The sequence below is a fragment of the Aequorivita sp. CRS11 genome, assembly GCF_059693805.1.
In genome coordinates this window covers 60509-85786 of sequence record NZ_JCATIG010000004.1, presented here as the reverse complement: position 1 = coordinate 85786, position 25278 = coordinate 60509, and the positions used below count along the sequence as shown (strand labels likewise).

The window sequence follows — 25278 nt, the reverse complement described above, 5'->3', positions numbered from 1 at the left end:
CCATGGAAAATGATAATATTGCTGTAGGATTGGATATTGGAACTACCAAGATAGTTGCTATGATTGGTAGAAAGAACGATTACGGCAAAATGGAGGTATTGGGAATAGGAAAGGCAAAGAGCCTTGGCGTGCACCGTGGCGTGGTAAACAACATTACCCAAACCATTCAGTCCATTCAGCAAGCGGTTCAGGATGCCGAAACTTCTTCAGGAATGAAAATTAAGGAAGTTGTTGTAGGCATAGCAGGTCAACACATACGTAGTCTTCAGCATAGTGATTACATCACCCGTCCCAATGGTGAAGATGTTATAAAAGAAGAGGATATAGACCGTCTTTGCAACCAGGTGCATAAGCTGGTAATGCTTCCCGGAGAAGAAATTTTGCATGTACTTCCCCAAGACTTTAAAGTTGATGGGCAAGCCGAAATAAAAGAGCCTATTGGAATGTATGGCGCACGATTGGAAGCTAATTTTCACGTAGTAGTTGGGCAGGTTTCTTCCATCAGAAATGTAGGGAGATGCATTAAAAGTGCTGGTCTTGAACTTTCAGCGATCACATTGGAACCCTTGGCTTCGGCAAAAGCAGTTTTAAGCCAAGAAGAAAAAGAAGCTGGTGTAGCTCTGATTGATATAGGAGGTGGAACGACAGATTTGGCAATTTTTAAAGACGGCATCATTCGTCATACAGCCGTAATTCCTTTTGGAGGAAATGTTATCACCGAAGACATAAAAGAAGGCTGTTCCATAATCGAAAAACAGGCTGAACTTCTGAAAATAAAATTTGGCTCCGCTTGGCCCGGAGAAAACAAGGATAACGAGATTGTTTCTATTCCCGGACTTCGTGGAAGAGAACCAAAGGAAATTAGCTTAAAAAATCTTTCAAAAATAATCCATGCCCGTGTTATCGAGATTATCGAGCAGGTATATATGGAAATAAAAAATTACGGCCATGAGGATCCTAAAAAGAAGCTTATTGCGGGCATTGTGCTCACTGGTGGTGGCGCTCAGCTTCAGCATATAAAACAATTGGTAGAATATATCACGGGAATGGACACGCGCATTGGCTATCCTAATGAGCATTTGGCCGGTGATAGTGACGCCGAAACCACCAGTCCTATGTATGCAACGGCTGTAGGTTTGGTGCTGAATAGTTTAGAAAGCAAGGAAAAATCTTCATTGATGAAGCGTTTTTCACATGAAGTTGCTTCGGAAGAAACTGAAAAAAAAGCTGACGAAACCGAAATTAAAGAAGAAACTAAAGAAGAAAAAAATAAAGAAAAGGAACAAAAAACCTCAAAGCGGTTTTTTGATAAATGGGCAGAGAAGTTCAAGGAATTTTTGGACAATGCCGAATAATGACAAATAGAAAAAGAAAGGACCACAAATAAAAAAAATATGAGCAGCAAAACAGAATTTGACAACATTTCTTTCGACCTTCCAAAAAACCAATCCAATGTGATAAAGGTTATTGGTGTAGGGGGCGGGGGAAGTAACGCCATTAACCATATGTTCAGCCAGGGCATAAAGGGAGTTGACTTTGTAATATGCAACACAGATGCCCAAGCCTTGGAAAATAGCCCTGTGCCTATTAAGATCCAATTGGGGGTTTCGCTCACCGAAGGTCTGGGAGCCGGTGCTAACCCTAAAGTTGGTGAACAGTCTGCCGTGGAAAGCATGGAAGAAATCCGCAGTATGCTCACCACCAATACCAAAATGATTTTCATCACTGCCGGAATGGGCGGTGGTACCGGAACTGGTGCAGCGCCAATTATTGCAAAAATGGCCAAAGATATGGATATCCTGACGGTTGGAATTGTAACCATTCCATTCCAGTTTGAAGGAAAAACTCGAAACGACCAAGCTCAAATTGGGGTTGAAAAACTGCGCCAAAATGTGGATTCCTTAGTAGTAATAAACAATAATAAACTGCGAGAGGTATATGGAAACCTTGGTTTTAAGGCAGGTTTTTCAAAAGCTGATGAGGTTTTGGCCACCGCTGCTCGTGGTATTGCCGAAGTTATTACACATCACTACACGCAAAACATTGACCTTCGTGATGCAAAAACCGTACTTGCCAATAGTGGTACGGCCATAATGGGGAGCGCCACTGCTTCTGGCGCCAATAGAGCCAAAGAAGCTATTGGCAAAGCATTGGATTCTCCTTTATTGAATGATAATAAAATAAAAGGCGCCAAAAACGTATTGCTGCTTATCGTTTCTGGTTCTGATGAAATCACCATAGATGAAATTGGCGAAATCAGTGATCACATCCAGGATGAAGCTGGCCACAGCGCGAATATCATTATGGGTGTGGGTGAAGAAGAAAGTCTTGAGGGTTCTATTTCAATCACTGTTATTGCAACGGGTTTCAATGTGGAACAGCAAAACGAAATAGTAAATACTGAAACAAAAAAAATAATCCACACACTTGAGGATGAACAAAGAGCAGAACAGAGTCTTACACCAAAGGCAACAGCTAGCCCAGTACGATTGCCAGAGCAACCTTTAAGCACAAAACCTAGAGCCGAAGCTCCAGTGGTAAAACACACACTTTTTGATACTGCAGAAGTGGAAGAGAAACTGCCATTTGAAGGCTACATTAAAACTTCGGAATTGTTGAAGAACCTTAATGTTTCTTATGAAGAAGTGGAAGCAAAGAATATAGAGGAATTCAATCAAGTGGAAGTCAATAAAATTAACGTTAACGAATTTGTGATTCTTGAAGCTCCAAAGAAGGAAACCGAAAAGGATTCTGAAACTGTTACACCTTCTTCCGAAGAAAGTGATGAGCAGATGTTGATGTTTGATCTTCCTATAAACTCAGCTTCAAAAAAATCTTCTGAAAAGGAAAAAAAGGAGGAAACTGTTTTCTTTGATCTGGGCGAGATAGAAGTTCAGGATCACATTGAGGTTATCCCGGTTACCGAAGTATCTGGTGAAGGAATAAAGCGTTATAGCTTGGATGACTACCAAGAAGTAGAAAATCAATTAAATAATGCCAAGCCTGCAAAATTGGTTGCCGAAGAAATAGAAGAGGAAGAAATTATTTTCGAAAAACGAACGGTTGCGGAACCCAATTCAAAAGAAGTGGAAACCCAAGGTGAAGAAGATCCATTAAATTCACCGATTTCAAAAATATTGAGCGACCGTACTGAAGAACGTAAAAGAAAAATGAAGGAGTTTAATTATAAATTCAAAAACAGTCCTTCCCGTATCGATGAGATTGAAAAGCAACCTGCTTATAAACGTATGGGCATTGATCTTAACGAAACAAAAAGCGAACCTAACATTTCTAGAACATCTGTAAATACAGAAGATGATGAAATTGAATTGCGTAAGAACAATTCATATTTACACGATAATGTTGACTAAGTGATATTTTTTTCACTTAAAGCAGGGGCCCGAATTTCTTAATTGAGTTTGGGCCTTTTTTGTAAAATCTATTCATTTATAAAACTAATAATACTATTTCGAATTTCGGTTGAATTAAGTATCTTCGTACGCTATTAAAAACAATGGAATGAGCTTACAGGAAAAGATAATGGATGCAATGAAAACCGCAATGAAATCTAAGGACACCCAGTCTTTGGAAGCTTTGCGTTCCGTAAAATCTGCCCTGCTTTTGGCACAGACCGAAACGGGTTCCAAAGCAGATTTGACCGAAGAGGAAGAAATAAAATTGTTACAAAAGCAGGTAAAGCAACGCAGGGACAGTGCCGCAATTTATAAAGAGCAGGGGCGCGAGGATCTTGCCGAGCCAGAATTGGCCCAAGCACAGGTGATAGAACAGTTTTTACCAAAACAATTAAGTGAAGAAGAAGTGGGTAAAATTGTTGATCAAATCATCATTGAAAGTGGGGCTTCCTCTATGGCCGATATGGGAAAAGTAATGGGCTTGGCCAGCGCAAGGGTTGCAGGAAAAGCAGATGGCAAAACCATTTCAACAATTGTAAAGTCAAGACTTTCTTAGATATATAAATTGAATTTCCGCTTTTGTGGGAATGACAAGGCCGCGTGGCGCAACTGAATAGCGCATCAGATTTCGGCTCTGAGGGTTGGGGGTTTGAATCCCTCCGCGGTCACTTGAGAGAGAAGTCCATATGTAAAAGTATGGACTTTTTATTTATATAAGATATTGAAAAATTAAAGCCCAAACTGCTTTAAATGATGGTCTAAATGCTTGTATTGCATCTGGCCCCATTGTTGGGGAGTGAATTTTCCAAAAACAGGGTGTGGCTCCCATTGCGTTTCATCTTTCATCTCGTGAAATTGGTCTATCAATTTTGCAAGCTCATACTTTTCTGTATCAAAATCCTTACTGCCGGAAATTTTAAAACTCCTTGCAGTTGGTAAATTCTGTTTCCATGGTTTGTCGTTATACAACATTGCCTTAAACAGAAAGGCTAGTGGAAAAAATTGTTTTTTCACATTGCCCTTGCCCAATGAAACATTTAAGGGCTGCTGGCAGTGGTGCAACATTTGGGCAACGTCCATCTTTCCCCATTTGCGTCCACTTTGGCTACTAAGCTTATTCAGCCTTTCCTTTATTTCAGAATATGCTTCGTTTTCAAAAAGTGATTTCATCTTCTATATATTTAAGTAATAAATGTATTCATTATAACTTTAAAATCAGGGTTTATAAAGATTGTTTTCAAATCTCTGTGTTGTTTAAACATACATTATTATCTTTAATGAAAAGCTTAAGGTATGGAAGAAAGCAACTCCTTTTCCATAAAAAACTGGAACGAAGACGACCGCCCTCGCGAAAAGTTACTTTTGAAAGGTCGAACTGCATTGAGCGATGCAGAGTTAATTGCAATTTTAATAGGTTCCGGCAGTCGGAACGAAAGTGCCGTTTCCTTGAGCCAGCGCATCTTGGCTTCTGTCAGTAACAACTTAAGCGAGCTTGGTAGGCTTTCCATTCCTGAATTGATGGAGTTTAAGGGCATAGGCGAGGCCAAGGCTATAAGCATTGCCGCAGCAATGGAATTAGGCCGAAGAAGAAGAAACGGAGAAGCTTTGGAACGAAAAAAAATCACTTCCAGTAATTCCGTATTTGAATTTGTACAACCCATTATCGGGGAACTACCTCACGAGGAATTTTGGATACTTTACCTAAACAATTCAAATAAAATTATTAAAAGCGCACAGCTCAGCAAAGGTGGAATTACCGGTACGGTGGTCGATGTCCGGTTGGCGTTTAAGGAGGCGTTGCAACTGGGTGCCGTGGGTATTATTTTGGCACATAACCATCCTTCGGGTACCTTAAAGCCCAGCCAGGCAGACATTCAGCTTACTAAAAAGCTTAAAACCGCCGGGGAGAGTTTGGACATAAAAGTACTAGACCACCTTATAATTACTGAAAAAGCGTACTTTAGCTTTGCCGATGAAAATATGCTGTAACCCGATATGCTATTAATTTACACTCAAAAGCTCACTCCCCGTATTTCCTATATTTTTAAGCATATTTGTCTTCGAATCTTAGGAATTGAAGTTGCGTTTACTTCTGAAATTGAAGAATTTATTGCTCACGGCGGCCCTAAAATTTCATATGTAAAAAAGCCATTGGGCAACGAACTGTTTTTTCAAAGTTATGGACTGTTAGAACAGCAAGGTCTTGAGGCAATTGATGTTTCGGTAAAAAAATGGGGAGATACTTTTGGCTTTTTTTCTGTTTCAAATAATAGCGCTCTTCCTTTTGATATTTTCTCAGCAAGCTTTTTTATGATAACAAGATATGAGGAATATCTTCCCCACGTAAAAGACGAAGTGGGGCGTTTCATGGCTTCGGAAAGCTTGGCATTTAAGCACGGATTTCTACAACAGCCAGTTGTGGATATTTGGGCACACCTTTTTAAGACTAAACTTTTAGAGGTTTTTCCGGATATGTTGTTTCCTGAAAAAAGGATTAAGATACATCCCGTTATTCTCGCTTCGCAGCCCTACGCTTACAAACAGAAGGGGGTTTTTCGCTCCGTGATAGGTTATTTTGATAGTTTTTTTCAAGGGAAATTTCGAAATATTTTAAATAGAACACAGGTAATTTTAGGCTTAAAACGCGATCCGTTGGATACTTTTAAATGGATTATAAACAAGGCCACGAGAAGCGATTTTAGTTTAACGGTATTTTTTCTTTTGGGGAATGCACTGTCTTTTAACGAGAGTATGAACACGCATCGACAAAAGTTTAAAATGTTGATAAAGTTTGTATCAGACTATAAAGAGGTAGGGCTTATTTTTTCCTTTAATGCCCTCAGCAATTATGAAATCTTAAAAGCCGAAAAACGCCGAATGGAAGAGATCACCAACCGTTCTCTCGGCAGTTCCCTGAATTCTGAGTTTTTGGTGAATTTGCCCGACATATATCGTCATTTGGTAGAGTTGGAGGTAAAGCGTGATTTTACAATGGTCTTTCGCGATACCGTGGGTTTCAGGGCCGGTACCTGTACACCTTTTCTTTTTTATGATTTGGATTATGAAATAAAAACACCTCTGGTTGTGCATCCCATCGCGATGACAACTTTGGCTTTTCAGAAGAAATATGCATCAGACATTGAAAAAACTGTAAATAATACCATTGCTGCCGTAGAAAAGGTAAATGGAACTTTTACTATGATATTTTCAAACAGCGATTTTTCTTCGGAAGAAAACAATAAAGTTTGGCGAAAGATTTTAGCTGAAAAATTACAGGAATATGCAGAAAAGTGAGATAACCGATGTTTTTTTTGATTTGGACCACACCCTTTGGGATTTTGATAAAAATTCAGGTCTGGCGTTTGAAAGGGTTTTCAAAAAGCACAAAATTGAATTGCCATTGGTCGATTTTTTGAAAGTATATGAACCCATAAATCTTGATTATTGGAAAAAATATCGGGAAGACCGTGTAAGTAAAGAACAACTTCGAAGAGGGAGATTGACAGAAACTTTCGCTAGTTTCCAATTAAAACTTCCACTGAAAACCATTGATTCTGTTGCGCATTGCTATATTGAAGAACTGCCTGTGGATAACCACCTTTTTATCGGCGCTGTTGATATTCTTGACTATCTTTCCCAAACCTATAAATTGCACATCATAACCAATGGTTTTGAAGAGGTGCAGCACCTAAAACTTCAAAATAGCGGTATAAAAAAATATTTTAACACCATTACAACTTCGGAAGAGGTAGGGTTAAAGAAGCCCCATCCTGTTATATTTGAAACCGCCCTAATGAAAGCTTCGGTTGCATCAAAAAAAAGTGTTATGATTGGTGATAGCCTGGAAGCAGATATTATCGGGGCGCAAAAAGCTGGAATGTACACCTTGTTTTTTAACTATAGGAATGAAATTGCTACGGCACCACACTTCGCCATTAGCGAACTTTCTGAAATTAAAAAGCATTTGTAGTAATAATCCTGCATAAAAGTACGTTAACAACAGGTAAATTATCCCCATATATGAATAAAACCATATCCCGTTCCATTATAATGGTCTGTGCTTGCCTATTCTTTTCGGCTTGCATAAAGGATACCGATTTTGATCAAGCTGAAGATATTGCCCTAACTCCCGTAGTAGAGCTAGATTTAATATACTTCAACCTGAATGCAAACCAATTTTATGATTCTATAAATTCAAATCCAATTCTTACCGTTACAGACACTACTGAGATTAAATTTCTTGATGATAGTACATTGCAGGAAAGTCTTAAGCGCGCTGAATTTTATTTTAAGTTCACCAATAGCATCCCTAGAAGTTTCCAAGTAGATTTTCAGTTTCTAAGCGAGGCAAATGATACCACTTATGTAGCAGGAACTTCCGTTTCTGAAGGAATGCCAACGGCTCCGGTAATCACCGAATACATTGAAAACGTTGAGGGTGATGATATACTTAGCCTTACGCAGGCACATAAGGTTGTGGTTACGGTAACCATACCTTCTTCCAACGAAAATCTGGAAGGTACATTAAACTTAAAATCCAAAACCACCTACTTTTTGGAATACTAATACAATGCGAAACTTATTTACCTACATACTATCCCTCGTGGGCTTTTTGGCTATTTCCCAAAATAAGCAAATCCTCTATGGTTTTGATGACATTCCCCAATCCTTAATGCTAAACCCCGGGAGTAAAGTAACTCAACAGAAACACTACGGAATTCCATTGTTGTCGCAAATCCATTTTAACGGAGGTTCGTCGGGCGTTTCGGTTTATGATATTTTCAAAGATGGAAATGATAATATCAATGGCCGTATTACGCAAAAGTTATTTGAAATGAAGCATACAGATTTCTTCACCGCTACCCAACAATTGGAGCTTCTCAATTTTGGTTGGCGTGCAAAAAATGATATCTATTTTTCTGGCGGAATTTATCAGGAATTTGACTTTATAGTCTATTTTCCGAAGGATTTGGCAATTCTGGCATGGGAAGGAAATAGGGATTATCTAGACTATCCTTTTAATTTGGGTGAAATAAGTACCACGGGTGATTTTATGACTGTCTATCATTTTGGATTAAATAAACAAATCAGTGATAAACTAACGGTGGGTGCACGATTAAAACTGTATTCCAGTATGTTCAGTTACCGGAGTGTGAATAATACTGGAACCTTCATTACCCGATTGGGCGATAATGATTCAGAAAATATTTATGAGCACATCGTTCAAAACGCAGATGTCAGTGTTCAGACTTCGGGCTATGCTTCCTTGAGGGATTTAGATGGTGCATCACAAGTTACAAATGAAATTTTAGGCCGTGCTTTTTTTGGTGGAAATATTGGGGTAGGGCTAGACCTAGGTTTTACTTATGATATTAATGAAGCATGGACACTTACAGCCAGTGCGCTGGATGTGGGTGCAATTTTTCACTCAAAAGATGTGGAAAGCTATCGGGCGCATGGAACTTATACTTTGGACGGGATAAACTTAATTTTTCCACCGCTTAATGAAGGAGATTCCACGCTTCCGTATTATGATAACCTCGAAGATGAAATAGAACGTGAAATTCCTATTGATACACTTCATAATTCATATACTCAGTTTCGTCCTACAAAATTGAATGCTGGGCTAAGTTTCGGTTTTGGAAGATTCAATAGCGCTGGCGATTGTGATTGCTTAAATATGGGCGGAGGAAAGCTTCATAAGCAAAATGTAGGTTTGCAATTTTACGCTATGTTTAGACCCAAAGGAGCCCAAATGGCAGGAACCTTGTTCTATCACAGAAGAATTACTGACTATTTATCTGCAAAAGCAACATATACAGTAGATCCATATTCGTTTTCAAATGTTGGGTTAGGGGTTTCTACTGATATTGGTAAACTTAACTTTTATCTCGCAGCTGACAATCTTATAAGGTATGGCAATTTAGCAAAAGCAAAAAGTGTATCTTTACAATTAGGGTTTAACATTATAATTGACGAAGAATGACACGATTTTTACTGCTAGTAACTGCCTTATTTTTATCGATAAACTTATATGCACAGCAAACAAACTTGAACGATTATAGTTACGTAATTGTTCCTGATCAGTTTGATTTTCTTAAATCAAAGGATCAATTTCAATTAAATTCAATGACCAAGTTTTATTTTGAAAAAAGCGGTTTCAATGCTTATTTGGCAGATTCGGCCCCAAACGCAAACCGTTGTGATGGCCTTTATGCCAATGTGGAGGAATTGAAAACATTGTTTGGCACTAAACTGCAAGTGGTTTTAAAAGATTGTAACGACAATGAAATTTATAGGAGCCAAGAAGGAAAAAGCAAGTATAAGGAATTTGACAAAAGCTATCAAGATGCCCTCCGCAAGGCATTCAATAGTGTAGAATTACTTAACGTAAATCAAAAAGAGGTGATGCTTTTAAACAATAACTCAAATACTGCCAAGGCTTCTTTAATAGAACTGAAACCGGATTCAAAAGTAGAAGAACTTACACAACCAAAAGTTTCAAGGGTTTCAGGAAATTTGCTTCCCGATGCCAAATTTTCAAATTATAGCCATGACGGAAAAACATTTCTGCTCAGAAAAACAACGGAAGGCTATTCTTTCTATGAAGAAACTGCCAGTGCAGAAGACGGTCTTCTTTTAAGAGGAAAAATTATCGTAATGGATAATGTGGTAAAATATATTGATACTTTAGGAAAGGTTTCTGATGCTTCCTTTGACCCCTCTGGGAATTTAGTAATTAAGGATGGGTCGTCATCAACTGTTTATTTATCCGTAAATTAAAAATTATATTTATTCTTCCAGAGTTGCGTCAAATAATTTTTTAAAGCGTTTTCCTTTGGATTGTTCCCCGGTTTGTAGAAGGTAGTGCCCTTAATTTCTTCAGGCAGAAACTCGTGCGGAACAAAATTGCCTTCATAATTGTGGGCATATTCATATTCCTTTCCGTAGCCTAATTGCTTCATAAGCTTAGTTGGTGCATTTCTTATTGATAGGGGGACAGATAGGTCGCCTGTTTGCCGAACCACTTGTTGGGCTTCGCCAATGGCTTTATAGGAAGCGTTGCTTTTAGGAGAAGTTGCCAGATATACTGCGCACTGACTCAAAATTATTCGCGCTTCGGGATAACCAATAGTATTTACGGCCTGAAAAGTGCTGGTAGCTAACAAAAGGGCATTTGGATTTGCCATACCGATATCTTCGGATGAGAGAATAACCATTCTTCGAGCTATAAACTTAATGTCTTCACCACCTTCAATCATACGTGCTAACCAATATACCGCAGCGTTCGGATCACTGCCGCGAATGGATTTTATAAATGCTGAAATAATATCGTAATGCTGTTCTCCGGTTTTGTCATAAAGCACAGTGTTTTTCTGTGCCTTTTGCATTACTAATTCATTAGTGATGCTAATTTTTTTATCTTTTTCTGAAAGAACAACCAGTTCTAAAATATTTAAAAGTTTACGAGCATCACCGCCCGAAAGCCTTATGAGCGCTTCAGTTTCCTTTAGGATTACTTTTTTTTGGGAAAGAATTTCGTCTTCTCTTAAAGCCCTTTTCAGCAGTGCTTCCATATCATCACGACTGAAAGATTCCAAAACATAAACCTGACAGCGTGATAATAATGCGGGTATTACCTCAAAGCTTGGATTCTCTGTAGTAGCGCCAATGAGGGTAATCCATCCTTTTTCTACAGCACCCAAAAGTGAATCCTGCTGCGATTTACTGAAACGGTGAATCTCATCTATAAATAGAATTGGGTTTTTTGTAGAAAAGAGATCGTCACTTTTTTTTGCTCTTTCAATCACTTCACGTACTGCGGCAACACCGCTGTCAACGGCGCTTAGGGTATAAAAGGGCCTGCCGCTTTCATTAGCAATTATATTTGCAAGTGTTGTCTTTCCAGTGCCTGGAGGACCCCAAAAAATCATTGAGGGAATCATTCCAGTACTCAATTGTGAAGTAAGCGAGCCTTTGGGGCCGACCAAATGCTGTTGGCTTAAATAGCCTTCGAGCGTTGCGGGGCGGATGCGTTCGGCGAGTGGTGCGTTCATAGTTTTTCAAAATTACAATTTTAATAAATCGGTATCACTGACAATTTATCATAAATTTGATTTTGGGAGTGTTTTTTGTAATCAGTCACCTATGTCGAAATCCAACCAATTGAAATTCAGTCCAGAGGTTTTTGGATATCCTTTGCTTTTTGTGATGTTACTTTGGATTGTTTATTGGGTGGAAGCCCGTTTTAATATAAACTTTAATCCATACGGTATTTATCCAAGAAGATTGGAGGGTCTGCGTGGTATTGTTTTCAGCCCGTTTATACATGGCAGTTTAAAGCATCTTTTTAATAATTCGGTGCCGCTCTTCGTTTTGACAGCTGCACTTTTTTATTTTTATAGAGAAATACGCTGGAATGTCCTAATACTCGGATTGTTGTTTACGGGCTTGGCTACATGGGCTATTGGACGCCCATCACTTCATATTGGTGCGAGTGGTATTGTGTATTTGCTCGCTTCTTTTTTATTTTTTAAAGGAATTTTTTCAAAACAGTATCAACTCACAGCATTGGCATTGGCGGTAGTTTTTCTTTATGGAGGAATGCTCTGGTATGTTTTTCCTGTAGACCCAAAAATATCTTGGGAAGGACATTTGTCTGGTTTCTTTGTTGGGCTTGTTTTTGCATTTTTGTTTAAAGGAAATCCTATTGAAAGAAAAAAATACGAGTGGGAGCGGGAAGATTATATACCGGAGAATGATCCCTTTTTGCAACAATTTGACGAAAATGGAAATTTTATTGAATTGCCAAAAGAACCTGTAGAAAATTCTGTTCCATCATCAATAAAGGAAAAAGTAGCGGAGGAAAATAGGAAAGTTGTAAAAATAGTATACAGCCTTAAGAAAAAAGATAAAGACAAATCTAAATAAACGCTATATGCGTCTTTGTCTTGTTGCTTCATATAAAAAAGCACCGCACGCAACAGAAACATTCAAAGAGTTAATTTCGCCCAGCAGGGGTAGTGAGGCTTTTTCATCTACCAAGCCAAGAACTGATTTTGTTACGCCTTTACCTTCAGAACCCATAATTATGGCTAATGGTTTATTTAAATCTAAGGCATATATTTCAGTTTTGGTTTTTTCGGTAGCTGCAATGGTAGTAATACCTGAGCCCTGTAGATAAAAGATTGCATCTTTAATATGCTCTACTTTACAAATTGGAATTTTGAAAATAGCACCTGCAGAAGTTTTTACGGTATCGCCCGATACGGGAGCGCCTCCAGATTTTTGAATTATTACAGCGTTAACGCCAGTACATTCAGCGGTACGTAGGATGGCTCCGAAATTACGGACATCTGTAATTTGATCCAACACTAAAAATAAAGGTTTTTTATCACTTTCCAATGCTCTTTCCACAACAGTTTCCAATGATTGAAAGGCCACTGGCGAAGTAAGTGCTACAATCCCTTGGTGATTACCTTTTGTGAGCCTATTGAGTTTTTCAAAAGGAACAATGTTAACAGGGACATTGGCCTTTTCCAAATCTTTAATAAGCATCTCAATTTTATCGCTTTCTATTCCTTTTTGAATAAATACTTTGTCAAAAACAACTTGAGAGGCTAAAGCCTCTTTTATTGGATAAATTCCAAATATAGTGTTTGTTTTATCTTGCATGGGTTTCTGTTAATTTCTTGTTGAATTTAAACAAAGGTAAATAGAATAATTCTTCTACTGTGTTTAAAATTATATATAAAAAAACACCCCTTTAATAAGGGGTGTTTTATAAAATAATGGCTATTTAAAAATTAATTTTTAACACCCATAAGAACTATACCACCAGAAACTATATCTGTGCTTCCTTCAACAGCGAGCTTGAAAAAAGCTCTCTCTTCTGTAATAGAATTATCCACGGCAATTACTTCGATAGTTGCAGAGCGCTCGTTTGCTGGAAAAGTTACCGTACTGTCAAAAGTGTAGTTTTCAGGTGCTGTAGCAAGTGAGTCAGCAGGAATAGCTACAATAGTAAATGTTCTAGCTGCACTTGACAAGTCAGAAACAAATAAATCAACAGTAGTACTTTTAGTTCCGCCTTCTGGAATGTTGTTAATGTTCTTGGTAGCGGTAGTAAAACCTACCACAGTTTTACGATCTGTATTATAATCATCATATGTTTCGCAAGAAACAGCAACGATGGCTATAGTAAGAATAACAATTAATATATTAACTTTTTTCATTTTGATAGATTTTAAGATTTATTAATACCCAGGGTTTTGAACTAGATTAGGGTTTTGATCCAATGAACTTTGAGCAATTGGCAACTGGAACTTATTGTTGCCTGCTGCTAGAGATTGTTGGTCTGAAGGTGTGCCAGTACCATCAGCAAGGTCTCCAAAACCATCACGATCAATACTCAAGCCCCAACGTTTTAGGTCGAAAAATCTTTGATATTCAAAAGCAAATTCAAATCTTCTTTCAAGTCTAATTGCATCGCGAAGCGCACTACCGGTTTCTCCACTTGGAGGGGTAGTGTATCTTTTTGTTCTAACCGCATCCAAGGCAGTTCTTGCAGCAGATTCATTTCCTAAGTTAAAATAAGCCTCTGCTTTGTTCAAATAAGCTTCTGCGGCACGAAGAATTTTAATATCTACTTGTCCGTTAGATTGACCTTCTCTTCCGTATAATTTCTTAATGGCATTGAATTGAAGTCCGTCAGCGTTATTGGCTGCTTGCATAGTATATGCCTCTTTACGGATATCATCAGCTGCAAATGAATTGTAAAAATCATAAGAAACAACATATTCAGGTATCAAGTTAGTAAGGCCACCTTGACTCCAAGTAACTCCAATACTAATACCTAAGACAGGAAGTTCATTTGGAATATAGAACAAAAGACCTGATCTGCTTGAGTCAGTCCAAACATCCACAACATCTGAACGTGGTGCTACTGGAGTACTTACAAGATTAGCAGCATCAACTGCTTTTTGCCATTGCCCCATGTATAAGTAAACTCTTGATAAAAGAGTATTTACTGCATCTCTGTTCATACGACCTACATCGTTCGTTACATTGATGCCAGCTGCGGCCTCTGTAAGATCCTTAACGATTAAGTCATAAGTAGTGCCAACAGTTTCTCTTGCTGGCTCAATTGTAGGATCTGGTTCTGTTACATAAGCAACTCCAAGACTTCCATTTGCGTCGCCAGATTGCGTTGGGATTTTCCCCCAAAATGTTACAAGATCAAAATGTGCCAATGCTCTCAAAGCTTTTGCTTCAGCAACTATATTCTCTTTATTTTCACCTTCGAACCCTTCACTGTTGGCTAGCAATAAGTTCGCTCTATATATAGTGCTGTAAGCAGCTGTGTAAAGACCGTACAATGGAGCATCTGCTGCACCATATTGCCAGTTATGAAGTGTTCTTCTTGTTCCACGACCTTTCTGTGCAAAAGTTACGTTATCTGACAATACATCAGGAGCATCAAGCATCCCGCCAGCATCACTACCGCCATAAAAGCCAGAAGCAGTTAAGTTTGAATATACACCTCTAATGGCATTTTCAAAATCTGCCGCTGTAACATATGCATTTTCAGTACCGAAAGAATCAAATGGTACCTGATCTAGTTCCTTATCGCAGGAAGTAAGAGCTCCAACGATTAAGGTAAAAAATGCTATTTTATAAAATATTTTTTTCATTGTATCAATTTTTTTTAAAATTAGAAACTAAGGTCCAAACCTATTTGGTAAGATTTAGTGTTTGGATAGCTATATAGTGTGGCTTCACCCGGAGCAACTGCATTTGCAAATGAAATGGTTTCTCCAGAAGAAAGTCCAACTTCAGGATCTCCCCAGAATTTGGTAAAGGTCAATAAGTTTTGGCCTTGTAGATAAATTCTTAATGAACTGATAGGTGTTTTTTCCAAAGTTTTACTTGGGAAAGTATAGGAAAGCGTTACGTTACGCATACGTATATAATCACCTCTCTCTAACCATCTGTCTGAATTACCCATAACGGTTGCATCAGTAGCAGAGTATATAGGACTTGGCAATACATCTGTGTCTCCAGGTTGTTGCCAGTAGTTGAATGCACCTACAGCTTGGTTATCTGCGATCGCTAAACCATCTGATTCACGATCAGAACGTACAAAGTTGTTAATCCAGTTACCGTATTTGAAAACGAAGTCTGTACGAAGTCCAAAGCCTTTGTAAGTAATGTTAGAGAAGAATCCACCTTCCTTATCAGCAATTGTAGATTTCCCTTGGAATACACGGTGTTCTTCACCTTCTGGAAGTTCGTTAGCGAAATAGACATTTCCGTCACCACCATAGAATTGAGCTCTACCAGTAGCTGGGTCAACACCTGCATAACGAATCAAGAAATGCTCATTGATCAAACGTCCTTCTTCCCAACGGATGAAGAATGTATTTGCTGTAGGATCAATTGGTTCTCCATCAGGCAATTTTACGATTTCGTGATCTAAGAAGATAATATTTCCTCCTAAGGTCCATTTGAAGTCGTTGCTGCGGAATAAATCAGCTTGCAACGAAATTTCTAAACCTTTGTTGCGAATATCACCTACGTTACCATTGATACTTCCTACACCTGCTTCGTCTGCAGTAGGAATAGCAAACAATAGGTCAGTAGTATTTCTAATAAAGTAATCTGATACTAAACGAACTCTGTCGTTGAACATATTTAATTCAAGTCCTATGTTTGTAGTAGTAGTTGTCTCCCAGCTCAAATCAGGGTTCGCTACGTTATCAGGAATAGTACTTGATCCTCCAGGATATGATCCAAAACCAACTGTACCTTGTGAAGCATAATTAGTTAATCCTAATCTGTTACCTACCGATCCGTATGAACCTCTAAGTTTTAAGTCATCAATAAAGTCAACTTGAAAAAAGTTTTCCTTGGCCAAGTTCCAACCAACACTCGCACTATAGAAAGTACCATATTGTACATCTGAACCGAAGTTAGAAGAACCATCACGACGTACAGATGCTTGAAGCAAGTAACGCTGTTTGTAATCGTAATCTGCAAACACACCATAAGAAACCAATGTCAATCTACTTCTATTTGTGAATCCATCAGTAAGTTCAGCGGCATTCGCTTGAGTTGTTAATAAAGCTGAAGGGAAACCAATACTTCTTACGAAAGCACGGTTAAACTCATTCATGTTATATTCATATAGACCTAATACGTTTAAAGTATGTGCTTCAGTTGTAAGGTTATAATTTAAACGGTTACTTATAGTTAGGTCTAATCTGTGTTGTTGGTCATCAAATTTGTTACCTGGTTTAGTTGGATCACCAATAAGAGCATCCAAAATACCTCCTGGTTTAGAATAGCTTTCTCTACGTCTGGCAAGCCAGTTAACAGCAACATTAAAGTTATAAGTCCAATGCTTATCAAACTTTACCAATGCATCAATACTTCCAAGAGTTGTATTATTTATATCTTCACTTGGCTCACTTAAAAGTGCTCCTCTAACTGGGAATGTGGTGTGAGTTGGGTTGTAAATAGGGTTTCCGTTTTCGTCCAATACAATATTACCATCTTCATCTAGAACAAACTCAGTTTCGTAACCATTATAGTCAAGCATACCTCTAAATGGGTTCTGCGTGTTATTTCTATCTCTTGGCTCATCACTCATAGATCGTGAGTAACCAACGTTTACACCTAATGATAGCCAATCTTTAGCATCAAAGTTAACATTAAGACGAGCACCAGTTCTTTCGAAACCATCAATATCATCAATAATACCTGTGTTTCTGTCATTAGTTACAGAGAAGTAATAGTCCATTTTTTCAGAACCACCAGAAATAGAGATACTGTTATTTTGAATAACTCCATCTTTTAAAATCAAATCTTGCCAATCTACTTCATTATCTAATAGAAATTGACGCTCAGGAGATCCCGGTTGTGTAGTTACACCTGGCAAACCTGATGCACCTGTAACACCTAGCGCATAAAGTTCAGCTTCATACTGCATTTTTTCAGCAGCTGTCATCATTGTGAAGTTAGGGTTTACTCTTGTAACTGTACCATAACGAGAGCTAAAACGGATTTTAGCGTCTTTATTACGGTTACCACTCTTTGTAGTAATAACCACAACCCCGTTAGATCCTCTAGAACCATAACGAGCAGTCATTGCAGCATCTTTCAAGATAGTGATATTCTCGATATCCTCGTTTGGAATACTAGCAAGATCTACTTCTCTAATAGGCGCACCGTCAACAATGTATAGTGGCGATGAAGCACCTGCAACAAGAGATCCTGTTCCACGAATACGAACAAAAGCTCCCTGCCCCGGCTTACCGTTAGCAGCAGTTACCTGTACACCAGCGGCTTTACCTTGTAGCATATTGTCTATACTAGTGGTTGGAGCCATTTGTGAAAGTTCTGCGGCAGAAATTGACACAACTGCCGAGGTTTGCACTGTTTGGTTTCGTGTAGAATACCCAGTTACAACTACCTCATTCAGGCTTTCACCTGGTTGTAAAGTAACATCAATTTTATTCTGGGCACCTACTTTTACTTCCTTGGTGTCAAAACCTACATAACTAAAGGTTAATGTCTGTCCCACATTTGCAGAAATGGTATAATTACCATCAAAATCTGATTGGGTACCAGTACTTGTTCCTTTAATTATAACGTTTGCACCAGGCAATGGCAGACCTGTATCGTCTGTCACCGTACCTGTAATAGTTTTTTGCTGTGCGAAGGTAAGCTGCACAACTAACGCTAGTAAAAGCGTTAAAATTCCACTAAACTTTGTTCTCATTTTTATAAATTATTTGAATTAGCCAACGGCAAAAATCATAATAAAAAGTTAATTACACAAGTATTTGCTCCCAATTTTTGTGTTTTATTTAATGAAACCAATCTGTTTACGGGTAGTTTGTTAAAATTTTGAGGAAATGCTGATATGTATCTTAGTGTTTGAAAAGCTAAAATCTGAATCTTGGGCATTCCCGTTGGCTACATTAAATTTGAAAAGGCCTGCTTTGGTGTTCAAGCCTAGTCCAAATCCAAAACTGTATAGATTTTGTTTTATGGAAATAGTTTCATTTTCAAAATATCCTAAATCTATTATGCTATGAACATAAATGCCATCATTAAATTGATAGCGGTATTCCGTATTAATTATTGAAAAAAGAGACGCGTCTATGCTATTTTCGTTAAAACCTCGTATACTGTTGATTCCTCCAAACCTATACAATTCATTTACCAAATAACTTTCACTGAATAGAACACTCGTTTGGTTTTGAATAAAGATTGAGTTCCGGTAATTTAAATTGAAAATATTATTGAGGGTGGTCTCAACGCCCAATTGACCTTCTGACTTTCCGTCTTTTTCCCTTGAGCCAATTCCAGCGTCCAGCAATATGGCGGTCTTGACTGGAAACAGTTTGCGGTTTTGCGGTTTTATATAGCTACCTCCAGCAATGAAGAATTGCGACTTGAAGTCATCAATAGGGATGCCTGCAATCGCTTCATCTAGCAAATTACTTGATTCGTACCCTTTGTAACCAACATATACCGTAGATCTAGGATCTATTTGATAGGTTGCGCGAATCTGTTGCTCTGTCGTGATAAACGTACTGTCTCTTTTAAATATCTTCAATTCTCCACTCAGCCCAAAAGGTGTGCTGAAAAGATAAGGTAGCGTTAACTTGGTCCTGAAGTTTACCTGTTCCTTGCCGTCAGCTTTATAATTTATTAAAAGTTGCTCTCCATAATTTAGATTATTGTTCAGCTCTAGGTTCAAATATCCATTAAAAGTTAATTTTTGAGTTTCTTCATCAGTGGCAAAGCCCAAAATTCCATCAAACAGATTATTGTTTTGTTTTTCCAAATAAAAATAAACGGTGGTGGAATCTTTTCGGAACAATGCTTCGGGTGGTTTAGCTGCTGAAACAAAACCTAGCCCGTCTAGATTTTCATTTTGAGCAACTAACTTTTTCTGATTGAAAATTTTCCCCTTGCGAACGCCGGCATAATATTTCAGAAAAGATCGGGGAAACTTTTCATAGCCCTTAACCACAATTGAATCTACAGTGCGGACATTTCCGTTGTCGATAAAAAGGGTGGCGGATAAATTTTCATTTTCATCTTTTTCAAAGTCCGAAAGCTTTACCCGTGCAAAAGCATTTCCTTTTTGGTTTCGGAACGCGGTGAGTTTTTTTAGTGAAAGGGGTATATTTTCAAAAGGAAGAATAAAATAGATTTCGTCAACTTCCGAAGAAATCTGCTGTAGTTCCTTTTTGGTGAAATCTTCATTGTAATAAAAAACCTTTAGGTAGCTGAACTTTTTCCCGAGAGAGAAATCTGCTAAATAGCTGCTGTCGTTTTCTTTTTTTAATTCAATCAGTTCGCTTTCTATGAAACCCATGCGCTGAAACTTCAAATAAAGGGTGTCGGCTTCATTCTTCAGCGAATTAAAATCCTTGAAGCTTGTCTTCATTTGAAGCGAATCTATTATGCCTTCGGAAATTGGTTTTTCTGTCTTTATGGATAGGGTGAGCTCCTGCGCTTTAATTCCGAAGAAAAAACAGGTATATATATTAAGGTATAGAAAAATGTATAGGAATCTTTTCAAAAAGGGTGACATTTGCTGTGTAAAATTAACGCTTCAACTTGCCATTTCATATCTAAAGCGAAAAAATAATGAAACTATGCTGAAAATTAATTCAGTATGGTTTGATTAGTAAAAAAAATATTCTACATTTGCATCCCCTAAAAATAGGGGTGTTTTATTTTTAAACAGTAATAATACATATTTTATATGCCAACAATTTCACAATTAGTACGTAAAGGAAGAACCAAAATAACCAAGAAGAGTAAATCGGTTGCTTTGGATTCGTGCCCACAACGTCGTGGTGTTTGTACGCGTGTATATACTACTACACCTAAGAAGCCTAACTCTGCAATGCGTAAAGTTGCAAGGGTAAGACTTACAAACGGTAAGGAAGTAAACGCATACATCCCAGGCGAAGGACACAATCTCCAAGAGCACTCGATAGTATTGGTTAGAGGTGGAAGGGTAAAGGATTTGCCAGGAGTTAGGTATCACATTGTTCGTGGAGCATTAGACACCGCAGGTGTTGCAGGCCGCACGCAACGTAGATCTAAGTACGGAGCAAAACGCCCAAAGAAGTAAAAATGAAAACGGGTCGAGAATAAATTGAAAAAATATATTCTTAGCCATTAACAAACAACAAATGAGAAAAAGACAGGCCAAAAAAAGACCACTTTTACCAGATCCAAGGTTTAACGACCAGTTGGTTACGCGTTTTGTAAACAACATGATGTGGGATGGAAAAAAGAGTGTGGCTTTCAAAGTTTTCTATGATGCAATTGACATTGTAGATGAAAAGAAACAAGACGACGAAAAAACTGCGTTGGAGCTTTGGAAAGATGCGCTTTCCAATATTATGCCTCACGTAGAGGTGCGTAGCCGTAGAGTTGGTGGGGCAACCTTCCAAATTCCTATGCAAATACGTCCGGACCGTAAAATTGCTACCGCAATGAAATGGTTAATTACTTATTCAAGAAAAAGAAACGAGAAATCCATGGCCGCAAAACTTGCTGGTGAGATTCTTGCCGCTGCCAAAGAAGAAGGCGCCGCTGTAAAGAAACGTATGGATACTCACAAAATGGCAGAAGCTAACAAAGCATTCTCACATTTCAGATTCTAAAAAATGGCACAAAGAGATTTAAAATACACAAGAAATATCGGGATTGCTGCGCATATTGATGCCGGTAAAACCACAACTACAGAGCGTATCCTTTTTTATACTGGGGTAAGCCATAAAATTGGTGAGGTTCACGATGGAGCTGCAACCATGGACTGGATGGAGCAAGAGCAGGAGCGTGGTATTACCATTACTTCGGCTGCTACTACTTGTACTTGGAGGTTTCCATTGGAAAACGCACAACCGCTTCCTGAAACAAAAGATTACCATTTCAACATTATTGACACTCCTGGCCACGTGGATTTTACCGTAGAGGTAAACCGCTCGCTGCGTGTTCTTGATGGTTTGGTATTCCTTTTCAGTGCGGTAGATGGTGTTGAGCCACAATCCGAAACAAACTGGAGGCTTGCAGATAACTATAAAGTACCTCGTATCGGTTTCGTTAACAAAATGGACCGTCAAGGAGCAAACTTTATGGCTGTATGTCAGCAGGTAAAGGATATGCTGAAGTCCAACGCAGTGCCAATTGTATTGAATATTGGTGACGAAGCAGACTTTAAAGGAATTGTTGACTTAGTGAAAAACCGTGCTGTAATTTGGCATGATGATTCATTCGGTTCAACATTCGACGTTGTTGAAATTCCAGAAGAATTAAAAGCTGAAGCAAAAGTTTTACGTGGTAAACTTATTGAAGAAGTTGCTGCTTATGACGAAAACTTGCTTGAAAAATATATGGAGGACGAAGACTCTATTACTGAAGAAGAGGTGCACGCTGCGCTTCGTGCTGCCGTAATGGATATGTCTATCATTCCAATGGTTTGTGGTTCTTCATTTAAGAATAAGGGGGTTCAGTTTCTTTTAGATGCTGTTTGCCGTTATTTGCCAGCACCAACCGATAAGGAAGGTATTATTGGTGTTAACCCAGATACCGAAAAAGAAGAAATACGTAAACCAGATGTAAGTGCACCATTTTCTGCACTAGCATTTAAGATTGCTACAGATCCTTTCGTAGGTCGCTTGGCATTCTTCCGTGTTTATTCAGGTCGTTTGGACGCAGGATCTTACATTTTGAACAACCGTTCCGGTAAAAAAGAACGTATTTCACGTATTTACCAAATGCACTCCAACAAACAAAATGCTATCGATTATATCGAAGCTGGAGATATTGGGGCGGCGGTAGGATTTAAAGATATCAAGACTGGTGATACCATGTCTGATGAAAAACATCCAATTGTTTTGGAAAGTATGAACTTCCCTGATCCAGTAATTGGTATCGCGGTAGAGCCTAAAACTAAGGTTGATGTTGATAAATTGGGTATGGCTTTGTCAAAACTTGCCGAAGAAGATCCAACATTCCAAGTGCGTACAGACGAAGCTTCTGGGCAAACAATTATTTCAGGAATGGGAGAGCTTCACTTAGATATTATCGTGGATCGTTTACGTCGCGAATTCAAAGTTGAAGTAAACCAAGGACAACCACAGGTTGAGTACAAAGAAGCTGTTACAAAAGTTGCTGATCACAGAGAGGTTTACAAAAAACAATCTGGTGGTCGTGGTAAATTTGCTGATATCGTATTTACACTTGAACCAGCTGAAGAAGGCAAGATTGGGCTTGAATTCGTAAACGAAGTAAAAGGTGGTAACGTTCCTAAGGAATTTATCCCTGCTGTTGAAAAAGGTTTCAAACAAGCAATGGTCAATGGGCCACTTGCAGGTTTTGAAGTTGACAGTATGAAGGTTACTTTAAAGGACGGATCATTCCACCCTGTGGATTCTGATGCATTGTCTTTTGAACTTGCCGCAAAAATTGGTTTCAAAGAAGTTGCCAAAAAAGCAGGTGCAGTAATTCTAGAGCCTATAATGAAGCTTGAGGTCCTTACGCCAGAAGAAAATATGGGTGATATTGTGGGTGACCTTAACCGTCGTCGTGGTACAATCAATAATATGGCTGACCGCGCCGGAGCAAAGGTTATCAAGGCTGAAGTGCCACTTTCTGAAATGTTCGGTTATGTAACTACATTGAGAACATTGTCTTCAGGTCGTGCAACTTCAACTATGGAATTTTCACATTATGCTGAAACACCTTCTAACATTTCAGAAAGTGTAATAGCAGCAGCAAGAGGAACCGCTAACGTTTAATAATTTCAGCAATGAGTCAAAAAATAAGAATAAAACTAAAATCTTACGATCACAATTTGGTGGACAAATCTGCTGAAAAAATCGTAAAGACCGTAAAGAGTACCGGAGCTGTAGTTACAGGGCCAATTCCTTTACCAACACATAAAAAAATCTTTACAGTACTACGTTCTCCGCACGTGAACAAGAAAAGTAGAGAGCAATTCCAATTAAGTTCTTACAAAAGACTTTTGGATATCTACAGTTCTTCTTCAAAAACAATTGACGCTCTAATGAAATTGGAGCTTCCAAGTGGAGTAGAAGTGGAAATCAAAGTTTAGTTATAAACTTTAATTTACTTCCCGAACTCGCTTCGGGATCTTGTAAAGATTAAAAATGTCCTCAACGATGGTTGTGGAAAAACGGAAACAAAATAATATTCAGGGTTGAATTTATTTTGACCCTGTTTTTTTGAATAGAAATTTAAATAAGTAATAATCAATAAATAATTAAATATGTCTGGGTTAATTGGAAGAAAGATAGGGATGACCAGCATCTTTGACGACAACGGAAAGAACATTCCGTGTACCGTTATTGAAGCAGGACCCTGTGTTGTTACCCAAGTCAGAACCAAAGAGGTTGACGGGTACGAAGCTCTTCAACTTGGTTTCGATGACAAGAAGACTGTAACTAAAGCTGCCGAAGGGCACGCCAAAAAAGCAGGAACCGTTGCAAAACGCAAAGTCGCCGAATTCAAGGGATTTGAAGAAAGTTACAAATTAGGTGACACAATTACTGTGGAGCATTTTATCGAGGGTGAGTTCGTGGATATCGCGGGTACATCAAAAGGTAAAGGTTTCCAAGGGGTTGTTAAGCGTCACGGTTTTGGCGGTGTTGGGCAAGCAACACACGGTCAGCACAACCGTTTGCGTGCGCCAGGTTCCATTGGGGCTGCGTCATATCCTGCGAGAGTATTCAAGGGAATGCGTATGGCTGGCCAAATGGGCAACGAAAGAGTAAAAGTTGAAAATTTAAGAGTTTTGAAAGTAATTCCTGAAAAGAATCTACTTGTGGTTAAAGGAGCAGTTCCTGGCCATAAAAACGCTTATGTAATGATCGAGAAATAATGAAGGTAGCTGTATTAGACATAAACGGAAAAGACACAGGTCGGAAAGTTGAACTTTCTGCAGATGTGTTCGGAATAGAGCCTAACAATCACGCTGTTTACCTTGATGTGAAGCAATACCTTGCAAATCAAAGACAAGGTACCCACAAGGCAAAGGAGCGTGCTGAGATTGCTGGTTCTACCAGAAAGATAAAGAAACAAAAAGGAACTGGTACTGCCCGTGCGGGTAGCATCAAGTCTGGTGTATTTAAAGGTGGTGGTAGAATGTTCGGGCCTCGTCCGCGTAACTACTCCTTCAAATTGAACAAGAACCTGAAGCGTTTGGCGCGTAAATCTGCCCTTTCGATGAAGGCGAATGATAAAGCCATTTTTGTATTGGAAGACCTAAATTTTGATGCTCCAAAAACCAAGAATTTTACTGCGGTTTTGAACAGTTTAGGGCTTAATGACAAAAAATCTTTATTTGTGTTGGGAGACTTAAATAATAATGTATATTTGTCCTCGCGCAATTTGAAAGGTACTGAAGTTATAACTAACTCACAATTAAGTACTTATAAAATTATGAATGCAAATAGTTTAGTGCTATTTGAAGGTTCTTTGGAAGGAATTGAAACAAACTTAAGTAAATAGAAACAAGATGAACATCTTAATTAAACCTATAATTACGGAAAAAGCTACCAAAGATGCTGAAGACAAAAACGTTTTTGGCTTTGTAGTGAACCCAAAGGCGAATAAGGTAGAAATCAAGAAAGCGGTTGAGGCTGCTTACGGAGTTTCTGTTGAAAAAGTTCGCACAATGAATGTCCGCCCTGATAGGAAGACCCGTTATACAAAAACAGGTGTCCAAACTGGTAAAACGAACGCTTACAAAAAAGCAATCGTACAGGTGGCGGAAGGTGATACAATAGATTTTTACAGTAACATCTAA

General features: G+C 38.5%; 24 protein-coding genes and 1 tRNA gene. 18 read left to right on the top strand and 7 right to left on the bottom strand.

Annotated features, from left to right (window positions below):
* The first annotated feature begins 2 nt into the window (after nt 1–2).
* From ftsA to AC58DT_RS09000, 4 genes are all read left to right on the top strand, one after another.
* Nucleotides 3–1355 carry a cell division protein FtsA gene (ftsA, locus tag AC58DT_RS09015; protein ID WP_497216524.1) on the top strand — a complete coding sequence of 451 codons (1353 nt, stop codon included), beginning with the start codon at nt 3–5 and terminating at the stop codon, nt 1353–1355.
* Between the two features lie 39 nt (nt 1356–1394).
* Nucleotides 1395–3371: a cell division protein FtsZ gene (gene ftsZ, locus AC58DT_RS09010; protein ID WP_497216523.1), complete on the top strand. Its 1977-nt coding sequence runs from the start codon at nt 1395–1397 to the stop codon at nt 3369–3371.
* A gap of 148 nt (nt 3372–3519) precedes the next feature.
* Complete coding sequence (locus tag AC58DT_RS09005) at nt 3520–3969, top strand: GatB/YqeY domain-containing protein (RefSeq protein ID WP_497216522.1); 450 nt, start codon at nt 3520–3522, stop codon at nt 3967–3969.
* Between the two features lie 38 nt (nt 3970–4007).
* Nucleotides 4008–4081: transfer RNA gene (locus AC58DT_RS09000), tRNA-Arg, on the top strand.
* Between the two features lie 61 nt (nt 4082–4142).
* Here the strand turns inward: AC58DT_RS09000 and AC58DT_RS08995 are convergent.
* Nucleotides 4143–4583, bottom strand: coding sequence for a DUF1569 domain-containing protein (locus AC58DT_RS08995; protein ID WP_497216521.1), 441 nt, complete (start codon nt 4581–4583; stop codon nt 4143–4145).
* A gap of 123 nt (nt 4584–4706) precedes the next feature.
* Between AC58DT_RS08995 and radC the strand changes: the two genes are divergently transcribed.
* The 6 genes from radC to AC58DT_RS08965 are packed head-to-tail and all read left to right on the top strand — an operon-like array spanning nt 4707 to nt 10196.
* Nucleotides 4707–5402, top strand: a complete 696-nt coding sequence (gene radC / locus AC58DT_RS08990) for a RadC family protein (protein ID WP_497216520.1) — start codon at nt 4707–4709, stop codon at nt 5400–5402.
* A 6-nt stretch (nt 5403–5408) separates the two neighbouring features.
* The gene (locus AC58DT_RS08985; protein ID WP_497216519.1) at nt 5409–6707 is read left to right on the top strand and encodes a DUF7033 domain-containing protein; all 1299 of its coding nucleotides are present in this window, start codon (nt 5409–5411) and stop codon (nt 6705–6707) included.
* Nucleotides 6694–7383, top strand: coding sequence for a YjjG family noncanonical pyrimidine nucleotidase (locus tag AC58DT_RS08980; protein ID WP_497216518.1), 690 nt, complete (start codon nt 6694–6696; stop codon nt 7381–7383). Before AC58DT_RS08985 ends, AC58DT_RS08980 begins: the two co-directional genes overlap by 14 nt.
* 50 nt (nt 7384–7433) lie before the next feature.
* Nucleotides 7434–7979: a hypothetical protein gene (locus AC58DT_RS08975; RefSeq protein WP_497216517.1), complete on the top strand. Its 546-nt coding sequence runs from the start codon at nt 7434–7436 to the stop codon at nt 7977–7979.
* Nucleotides 7980–7983: 4 nt separating this feature from the next.
* Nucleotides 7984–9399, top strand: coding sequence for a DUF5723 family protein (locus tag AC58DT_RS08970; protein ID WP_497216516.1), 1416 nt, complete (start codon nt 7984–7986; stop codon nt 9397–9399).
* Complete coding sequence (locus AC58DT_RS08965) at nt 9396–10196, top strand: hypothetical protein (protein ID WP_497216515.1); 801 nt, start codon at nt 9396–9398, stop codon at nt 10194–10196. The genes AC58DT_RS08970 and AC58DT_RS08965 overlap by 4 nt, the downstream gene beginning before the upstream one ends.
* Here AC58DT_RS08965 and AC58DT_RS08960 read toward each other — a convergent pair.
* On the bottom strand, nt 10193–11470 hold the full coding sequence (locus AC58DT_RS08960; RefSeq protein ID WP_497216514.1) for a replication-associated recombination protein A: 1278 nt from the start codon (nt 11468–11470) through the stop codon (nt 10193–10195). The genes AC58DT_RS08965 and AC58DT_RS08960 overlap by 4 nt on opposite strands.
* 91 nt (nt 11471–11561) lie before the next feature.
* Between AC58DT_RS08960 and AC58DT_RS08955 the strand changes: the two genes are divergently transcribed.
* Nucleotides 11562–12344 (top strand): rhomboid family intramembrane serine protease, encoded by a 783-nt coding sequence (locus AC58DT_RS08955; protein WP_497216513.1) that lies wholly within the window; start codon nt 11562–11564, stop codon nt 12342–12344.
* 3 nt (nt 12345–12347) lie between these two features.
* Here the strand turns inward: AC58DT_RS08955 and rlmB are convergent, their stop codons facing one another.
* The 5 genes from rlmB to AC58DT_RS08930 form a co-directional block, all read right to left on the bottom strand.
* Nucleotides 12348–13088 (bottom strand): 23S rRNA (guanosine(2251)-2'-O)-methyltransferase RlmB, encoded by a 741-nt coding sequence (gene rlmB, locus AC58DT_RS08950; protein WP_497216512.1) that lies wholly within the window; start codon nt 13086–13088, stop codon nt 12348–12350.
* Nucleotides 13089–13219: 131 nt separating this feature from the next.
* Nucleotides 13220–13648, bottom strand: a complete 429-nt coding sequence (locus tag AC58DT_RS08945) for a hypothetical protein (RefSeq protein WP_497216511.1) — start codon at nt 13646–13648, stop codon at nt 13220–13222.
* A 21-nt stretch (nt 13649–13669) separates the two neighbouring features.
* Nucleotides 13670–15106, bottom strand: a complete 1437-nt coding sequence (locus AC58DT_RS08940) for a RagB/SusD family nutrient uptake outer membrane protein (RefSeq protein WP_497216510.1) — start codon at nt 15104–15106, stop codon at nt 13670–13672.
* 20 nt (nt 15107–15126) lie between these two features.
* On the bottom strand, nt 15127–18195 hold the full coding sequence (locus AC58DT_RS08935) for a SusC/RagA family TonB-linked outer membrane protein (RefSeq protein WP_497216509.1): 3069 nt from the start codon (nt 18193–18195) through the stop codon (nt 15127–15129).
* Nucleotides 18196–18315: 120 nt separating this feature from the next.
* Nucleotides 18316–20013 carry a BamA/TamA family outer membrane protein gene (locus tag AC58DT_RS08930; RefSeq protein WP_497216508.1) on the bottom strand — a complete coding sequence of 566 codons (1698 nt, stop codon included), beginning with the start codon at nt 20011–20013 and terminating at the stop codon, nt 18316–18318.
* Between the two features lie 186 nt (nt 20014–20199).
* Here AC58DT_RS08930 and rpsL point away from each other — a divergent pair, with 186 nt between their 5' ends.
* The 7 genes from rpsL to rplW all read left to right on the top strand — a co-directional run bounded on the left by rpsL (nt 20200) and on the right by rplW (nt 25278).
* Nucleotides 20200–20574 (top strand): 30S ribosomal protein S12, encoded by a 375-nt coding sequence (gene rpsL / locus AC58DT_RS08925; protein ID WP_014782632.1) that lies wholly within the window; start codon nt 20200–20202, stop codon nt 20572–20574.
* 61 nt (nt 20575–20635) lie between these two features.
* Entirely contained in the window at nt 20636–21112 is a 477-nt protein-coding gene (gene rpsG / locus AC58DT_RS08920) for a 30S ribosomal protein S7 (RefSeq protein ID WP_068763088.1), read from the top strand.
* Between the two features lie 3 nt (nt 21113–21115).
* Complete coding sequence (gene fusA / locus AC58DT_RS08915) at nt 21116–23248, top strand: elongation factor G (protein ID WP_497216507.1); 2133 nt, start codon at nt 21116–21118, stop codon at nt 23246–23248.
* A gap of 11 nt (nt 23249–23259) precedes the next feature.
* Nucleotides 23260–23565 carry a 30S ribosomal protein S10 gene (gene rpsJ, locus AC58DT_RS08910; protein WP_010181931.1) on the top strand — a complete coding sequence of 102 codons (306 nt, stop codon included), beginning with the start codon at nt 23260–23262 and terminating at the stop codon, nt 23563–23565.
* A 174-nt stretch (nt 23566–23739) separates the two neighbouring features.
* Nucleotides 23740–24351 carry a 50S ribosomal protein L3 gene (gene rplC, locus AC58DT_RS08905; RefSeq protein WP_497216506.1) on the top strand — a complete coding sequence of 204 codons (612 nt, stop codon included), beginning with the start codon at nt 23740–23742 and terminating at the stop codon, nt 24349–24351.
* Nucleotides 24351–24980: a 50S ribosomal protein L4 gene (gene rplD, locus AC58DT_RS08900; RefSeq protein WP_497216505.1), complete on the top strand. Its 630-nt coding sequence runs from the start codon at nt 24351–24353 to the stop codon at nt 24978–24980. The genes rplC and rplD overlap by 1 nt, the downstream gene beginning before the upstream one ends.
* 7 nt (nt 24981–24987) lie before the next feature.
* Nucleotides 24988–25278, top strand: coding sequence for a 50S ribosomal protein L23 (gene rplW, locus AC58DT_RS08895; RefSeq protein ID WP_045079239.1), 291 nt, complete (start codon nt 24988–24990; stop codon nt 25276–25278).

Coding starts and splice junctions, on each gene's coding strand:
- AC58DT_RS08965 (WP_497216515.1), top strand. CDS start 9,396: ATGACACGATTTTTACTGCTAGTAACTGCCTTATTTTTATCGATAAAC.
- rplC (WP_497216506.1), top strand. CDS start 23,740: ATGTCTGGGTTAATTGGAAGAAAGATAGGGATGACCAGCATCTTTGAC.
- rpsL (WP_014782632.1), top strand. CDS start 20,200: ATGCCAACAATTTCACAATTAGTACGTAAAGGAAGAACCAAAATAACC.
- AC58DT_RS08985 (WP_497216519.1), top strand. CDS start 5,409: ATGCTATTAATTTACACTCAAAAGCTCACTCCCCGTATTTCCTATATT.
- AC58DT_RS08960 (WP_497216514.1), bottom strand. CDS start 11,470: ATGAACGCACCACTCGCCGAACGCATCCGCCCCGCAACGCTCGAAGGC.
- AC58DT_RS08955 (WP_497216513.1), top strand. CDS start 11,562: ATGTCGAAATCCAACCAATTGAAATTCAGTCCAGAGGTTTTTGGATAT.
- AC58DT_RS08970 (WP_497216516.1), top strand. CDS start 7,984: ATGCGAAACTTATTTACCTACATACTATCCCTCGTGGGCTTTTTGGCT.
- AC58DT_RS09005 (WP_497216522.1), top strand. CDS start 3,520: ATGAGCTTACAGGAAAAGATAATGGATGCAATGAAAACCGCAATGAAA.
- rplD (WP_497216505.1), top strand. CDS start 24,351: ATGAAGGTAGCTGTATTAGACATAAACGGAAAAGACACAGGTCGGAAA.
- ftsZ (WP_497216523.1), top strand. CDS start 1,395: ATGAGCAGCAAAACAGAATTTGACAACATTTCTTTCGACCTTCCAAAA.
- AC58DT_RS08975 (WP_497216517.1), top strand. CDS start 7,434: ATGAATAAAACCATATCCCGTTCCATTATAATGGTCTGTGCTTGCCTA.
- AC58DT_RS08945 (WP_497216511.1), bottom strand. CDS start 13,648: ATGAAAAAAGTTAATATATTAATTGTTATTCTTACTATAGCCATCGTT.
- ftsA (WP_497216524.1), top strand. CDS start 3: ATGGAAAATGATAATATTGCTGTAGGATTGGATATTGGAACTACCAAG.
- radC (WP_497216520.1), top strand. CDS start 4,707: ATGGAAGAAAGCAACTCCTTTTCCATAAAAAACTGGAACGAAGACGAC.
- fusA (WP_497216507.1), top strand. CDS start 21,116: ATGGCACAAAGAGATTTAAAATACACAAGAAATATCGGGATTGCTGCG.
- rpsJ (WP_010181931.1), top strand. CDS start 23,260: ATGAGTCAAAAAATAAGAATAAAACTAAAATCTTACGATCACAATTTG.
- rplW (WP_045079239.1), top strand. CDS start 24,988: ATGAACATCTTAATTAAACCTATAATTACGGAAAAAGCTACCAAAGAT.
- AC58DT_RS08935 (WP_497216509.1), bottom strand. CDS start 18,195: ATGAGAACAAAGTTTAGTGGAATTTTAACGCTTTTACTAGCGTTAGTT.
- AC58DT_RS08995 (WP_497216521.1), bottom strand. CDS start 4,583: ATGAAATCACTTTTTGAAAACGAAGCATATTCTGAAATAAAGGAAAGG.
- rlmB (WP_497216512.1), bottom strand. CDS start 13,088: ATGCAAGATAAAACAAACACTATATTTGGAATTTATCCAATAAAAGAG.
- rpsG (WP_068763088.1), top strand. CDS start 20,636: ATGAGAAAAAGACAGGCCAAAAAAAGACCACTTTTACCAGATCCAAGG.
- AC58DT_RS08940 (WP_497216510.1), bottom strand. CDS start 15,106: ATGAAAAAAATATTTTATAAAATAGCATTTTTTACCTTAATCGTTGGA.
- AC58DT_RS08980 (WP_497216518.1), top strand. CDS start 6,694: ATGCAGAAAAGTGAGATAACCGATGTTTTTTTTGATTTGGACCACACC.